The sequence below is a fragment of the Schlesneria sp. genome, assembly GCF_036405755.1.
Taxonomy (GTDB): Bacteria; Planctomycetota; Planctomycetia; order Planctomycetales; family Planctomycetaceae; genus Schlesneria; species Schlesneria sphaerica.
The window spans coordinates 1-5,615 of record NZ_DASWWZ010000063.1 but is presented as its reverse complement, the minus strand read 5'-3'; the positions used below and the strand labels follow the sequence as shown (position 1 = coordinate 5,615).

Annotated in this window: 4 protein-coding genes; 1 reads left to right on the top strand and 3 read right to left on the bottom strand. The window is 54.8% G+C overall.

The genetic code is table 11. The features are described from left to right. The first annotated feature begins 421 nt into the window (after window positions 1–421). Window positions 422–943, top strand: coding sequence for an REP-associated tyrosine transposase (locus VGE80_RS02205; protein WP_373652868.1), 522 nt, complete (start codon window positions 422–424; stop codon window positions 941–943). A 670-nt stretch (window positions 944–1,613) separates the two neighbouring features. Here VGE80_RS02205 and VGE80_RS02200 read toward each other — a convergent pair. The 3 genes from VGE80_RS02200 to VGE80_RS02190 form a co-directional block, all read right to left on the bottom strand. Next, the gene (locus tag VGE80_RS02200; protein WP_440591517.1) at window positions 1,614–3,368 is read right to left on the bottom strand and encodes an RNA polymerase sigma factor; all 1,755 of its coding nucleotides are present in this window, start codon (window positions 3,366–3,368) and stop codon (window positions 1,614–1,616) included. A gap of 211 nt (window positions 3,369–3,579) precedes the next feature. Beyond that, window positions 3,580–4,857, bottom strand: a complete 1,278-nt coding sequence (locus VGE80_RS02195; protein WP_440591516.1) for an SGNH/GDSL hydrolase family protein — start codon at window positions 4,855–4,857, stop codon at window positions 3,580–3,582. A 59-nt stretch (window positions 4,858–4,916) separates the two neighbouring features. Further along, on the bottom strand, window positions 4,917–5,615 hold a 699-nt coding region (locus tag VGE80_RS02190), incomplete at its 5' end, for a His/Gly/Thr/Pro-type tRNA ligase C-terminal domain-containing protein (protein ID WP_440591515.1).

Here is a 5,615-nt window from a genome sequence, read left to right as displayed (position 1 = left end):
AGCAATCACAGTGCCTGAGCAAAATCATCCACAGCGCTCAGTCGTAAACAACTGGGAATTCCGTGGTTACGACACTCGACTTTCAGTGCATCCACATCATAAATTTTACAATTGTTTGTAAAATTTGTGGGTAATGACAAGAGCCGCGTCAACCGGGGCTACCCTGTGTTTGTATTCGGCTTGGGTAGCCTTGGTTGCTGCTTTGAGCAACCAAGGCGGCGAAGCCGCACGAGGTTTTTGACAAGCGGATCCCACAGGGCGGTCTTAAGAGGATCATGGGTTCCGTATACACGAGCGATTGAAAAGACGGGGCAGACGAAAATTTCTTACTTGAAGCGATGGTTGGTACTGCCGCAGACCGGTGTAATAGAATCTTCCGACCATTCAAGGATGTAAGGCGGTCGGCAGGGGTGAATTTTTGATGGCCACTGAACGTACTTCCATTGATGACGCCCTCTACATCCACTTTGTCACGTTTTCAGTAGATCGTCGGCGACGATTACTGGATCACGAACATCCTAAGCGGATCGTTCTTGGAGTTCTCGGCAAGTTGCTGACAGATACCGGAAGTCGATGCGTTGGATTTGTTCTGATGCCCGACCACGTGCATGCCCTCCTGTGGTTCCCGGTCACTGGCCAACTCAGTCGCTTTATGCATGAATGGAAACGCCAGTCGAGTTTGGCGATCCGCAAGTGGTATCGAGAAGAAGCGCCGAGCTACGCTGCATCGTTCGGAGAAGGAGATCGATTTTGGCAACCGAACTACTATGCCTTTCAGGTCCACAGTCGCGGCAAGGTCGAAGAAAAATTGAGGTATATGCATCTCAATCCCGTTCGCCGTCGATACGTGGAACGAGCGGTAGAATGGAGATGGAGTTCAGCCCGTTGGTACGACGAAGGACGAAGTGTAGGAGTGCCGATCGAATGGGTTGAATGTGATTGAGTTCGTCGCGACCCGTGGGGGCGGAGTTGCACGAGGTTTTCGACAAGCGGAATCTGACATCTTGGCGTTGAGAGAACTCTGGATTGGTGTTGGAGTGCTCGGCGGAAAACATCGGTTTGAATTGGATTGAAACCTCTTGTGGCTTTGCCACCCCGGTAGCCGCGAAGCCGCGTCAACCGGGGCTACCCTGTGTATGTCTTAGATTCGGTAGCCTTGGTTGCTGCTTTGAGCTACCAAGGCGGCGGAGCCGCACGAGGTTTTTCCAGATGTGATCTGACATCGCGGTCTTGAGAAAACTCTCGATTGGCGTTGGAGTGCTCGACGGAAAACGCCGGTGAGGAATGGACTGAAACCTCTTGTGGCCTTGCCACCCCGGTAGCCGCGAAGCCGCGTCAACCGGGGCTACCCTGTGTATGTATTCGGATCGGGTCGCCTTGGTTGCTGCTTTGAGCTACCAAGGCGGCGGAGCCGCACGAGGTTTTTCCAGATGTGATCTGACATCGCGGCCTTGAGAAAACTCTCGATTGGTGTTGGAGTGCTCGACGGAAAACGTCGGTTTGAAATGGATTGAAACCTCTTGTGGCGATGCCACCCCGGTAGCCGCGAAGCCGCGTCAACCGTGGCTACCTTGTGTATGTATTCGAAGCGGATCGCCCGCGTGGACTGACGGTCATTCGGTGACGGGGTGCTCTGCTCGTTCCAGTTGATCCAGCAGTTGCACGATCTCACTGTGAATTCGTTGAGTCTGTCTGATAATCAAATTCTTCCCCGCTAAGCGAATGCTCCCTTGTATTGTCGAATCGTCTGCCAATCCACCTCCGTCAATCGGTTTTGCAGGACCATTTGGGATAACGGTCAGTGGGTCATGCACACCGAGGCCTGCATTCAGACTTGCACGGTATTCTGGGCTTGCTTTCCATCGATCGGGTGACACCGTGGCAGTGATTGTTTCGAGTATGACCTCTGGTCCCAGCGCGTCCAGTTTGTGAAGTTGGTAGACGCGGGTTTCAAACATTTCATCTGCAGCATTGCGTGTCGTGATGACCAGTACTTCGTTGCGAATGACATAATCAAGATGCAATGGCTCCAGGAGCAGGCCCAGGACGCTGCTCAGGCTGAGTCCTTCTGCATTAAGGCTCACCGGCTGATCCACTGAGATACCATCGTTTGCGAATGTCGGTCCATCCATGACGATGTCAATGTGATGAAGATCTTTCAGATAATCGAGAGCGTCAGCGAGTGGTTGATCGGTGAACGACACCTCGCTCTGGTTACGTAATTCCCCTTCGATCTTCAGTTCTTTCTGACTTCTCGATTTAAGGTCCCACTTCAACGATGACGGATTCGTATGAGGTCCCTCTGGAAGCAGTGTTCCTAAGTAACTGCGTTTTTCTTCAGACTTGACCACAACCACGTCCAATGTTGTGGGGCTTGTTGTTGCCTCCGTTGTCTCTTCCAACCGATCAGAAACTTCCGTTGGAGCGGGATCCGAAGCCAGATTTGTCAGCGGCAATGATTCGAAGGGGGGCCGTGCAACGTTCATGGTGGTGACGAGACCACCCGCTGACACATGTCCGTCAACAGGTCCCGAAAGGGCGTTGAACCCTCCTAACCCGACAGCAATGCCTCCCAAGGTGATTCCAAAAGCGAGTATTGTCGGCGTCGTAGCGGCCATGGTCAGAGTTTCCTTTCCTGCGAGGTCGACGACACGATCAGAGATCGCATCGGTCGCAGATTGTTGAGTTTCAGTCTGCCAGACGAGAATTGCCTGGACGGTCGATTCCACCAGGGAGTCGGTTGCCGCAGCCTGTGCGGCCTGTTGCGTTGTCTCTATCGCGAGCAATGCCACGCTGAGAGTGATTCCCCGCTGCAACAGTCGTCGGCGCAACTCATCCTTTCCTCGCTTGAGGAGGCCGTCCACTGCCCCGACACTGATTCCCATTTCGACGGCCACTTCGGCTGTCGATTTTCCGGACAGGTACTTCAGGACCAAAGGCTGTCGATATCGATCAGGAAGTGCATTCAGTTCCTGATCGACGACTTGCTGATCGTGCCGATCCGCCAGTCGTTCTAATGTGCCGTCTCGATCGCGCGTATCTTCCACGAGACTTGTCTCCCGCCGTCGGTGCTTTCGCCGGGCCACCCGCAAGGCGAGCCGGTAGGCAACTCCATAGAGCCAACTGGCTACCGAAGATCGATTACGGACCCTGCTGGCATTTCTGACAAGCACCAGAAAGGTCGCCTGGAAGACATCGTCGATATCATTTGGATCTTGAAGGATGCGGCGACAGACCCCCAGGACCACATGACTGTGTCTCCGGACGAGCTGTGTAAACGCTGCCTGATCACGGAGACAGACGAAGCGTTCGACCAGTTCACCGTCGCTTGTGGCAATGGCGTCGTTATTCAGCTCGGCGTTTAGCACTACGGCACTCATTGTGATGCCAGTATAGTGCCCGCTCAGAGCAGATTACGGCGCAGAATTTTTGGAATTCAGAGCCGAAGCGTCGATTTTCAAAGTACACGCCTCAACGCGATTTCACCCGTTGTCCGCTCGAGAGACTGCGCGAGCTCTCCCCGAAGAGTCGGATGTTTGGATTCACTCTCGAAGTCTGCGGGACGGTTTCCGTGGCGATCTACTCAGAAATCAGCCACGCGTAGACGCTGTCGCCGATCTGACGGTAGCCGGATTCGGCGGGATGGACACCATTGTTCTGGCGCACAATCTTCTGTTCTGATTGTGCGTTCGGAGGAACTGTCGCTGTCGGATAGTTATGGACTGCGTCGAGATTAAGGTGCGTGCCAATCACCTGGATCCGCTCGGACTGACGGCCCTGGTAACGCTTCAGCATCGCCTGGACCAGCTTGTGTTGATTTCGCTTGTACTGCCAGCGGGTTTGACCGGTCCCGTAGTCCTTTCCGAACGCATCCTGACTTGCAGCGCCGGGGACCGGAAGCATCACACCGATTCGAGTTGTCGGACTGGCCGCACTTACCATCGCAATCAATTGATCGTAATGGGTCAGCATGAATTCGATGCCGTTTTCCAAGTTCTCGTCCGTATAGGAAAAAATGTCGTTCGGGCCGAGGAAGATCGTGACGGCATCCGGAAACTTGCCTTCGTTAACGTCTTTGCAGTACTGCTGGAAATCCAGTTTCAGGGAATCGTCCGGCTGTTTGTAGAGAAACGGGCTTCCGCGCTTTGCGTATTCACCCTGGCGGGCTGTACCGGTGAAGTGGGTAGCGAATCGATGGGCGGTCCAACCTCCGTAGCCCTCATGCCGGATCTCATCCGAATCTGGGATCGGGCGATGCGAACCGACAAGCGTCAGCCGAGCCTGGCCATGCTGGTTCGACAAGTTCAGCAGTCGCTTCGCATAGACCGAGCCATGCGTCAGGCTGTCGCCGATGAGCAGGAGTGAACACTCCTGCTTCGTAGCCGTGTTCGCCGCAACAACCTTGATCGACATGCTGCCCCGGGAGACGAACTGATTACTTTCGTCTCTCACAATCAGTTCAAAGGGGATAGCACCCACGTCTGCTTCCGTGGGGGTCCAGGTCCATCGTTCTACGTATTGACGTCCCTTCGGACAGACGACATCGAACGCGTAGTTGGCCGGATTCAGGCACAGTACGGCATTGTCGAAGTAGACGTTGGATTCGATTCCTACGGCAGCAATCAGTTCTGCCGGCAAGGCCATCGACAGTCGATCAGTGACAGCAGGAGTCGCGCTACCTGGGGCTTCAGATCCATAAAGAAAACCAGGAGCAAGCCCCGATATGAGTACGAAACAGGCCAGCAGCTTCAGCAGCGTGGACCGGAGTGGGGTTGTGCCAGTGGGGGCTGAACAGAGAATCGCTTGTTTCAAAATCCGTGGTTGAAATCGGCGGGCGTATAGATCTGCTGACTTCATGGCGGCCTCTGAATGATTGAGTTCAGGACACAACTGGCTGTTCCCCCGCAGATTGCGAATCAGTACTCGTTCGCGGCTTCCTCTGCTTCGTCGAACTGCTGGAACTTTGATTCGCTGACCTGGCGTATGGTCTTCTGGGCGACTTCCTGTTCCAGTTTTGCCAGAGCATCGTCGATCGACATCGCACCCAGGTCACCGTCGATACGGTCACGAACAGACACGGTGCCGTTCTCGACATCGCGTCCGCCGACAACCAGCATGTACGGGATCAGTTCCACCTGAGCGTCGCGGACTTTGGCATTGATCTTGGCACCGCGAAGATCGGAGGTGACGCGGAATCCGGCGGCACGGAAGCGTGCTTCGACCTGTTTGGCGTAGTCCTCGAACTTATCACTGATCGACATCACGCGAATTTGTTCGGGAGCCAGCCACAGTGGGAAGGCACCCGCGAAATGTTCGATCAACATGCCTGTAAAGCGTTCCATCGAACCGAACGGAGCCCGGTGAATCATCACGGGTCGGTGGGTCTGGTTGTCCGCACCGACGTATTCGAGCTGGAAGCGTTCGGGAAGATTGAAGTCAAGCTGCACGGTACCGAGCTGCCATTCGCGGCCGATGCAGTCACGCACCATGAAGTCGGTTTTGGGACCGTAGAACGCGGCCTCCCCTTCCCGCTCGATGAACGGCATCTTCATGTCGGTCAGGACCTGTCGAAGAGCGTTCTGAGCGCTTTCCCAGCCTTCATCCGAGCCGACGTA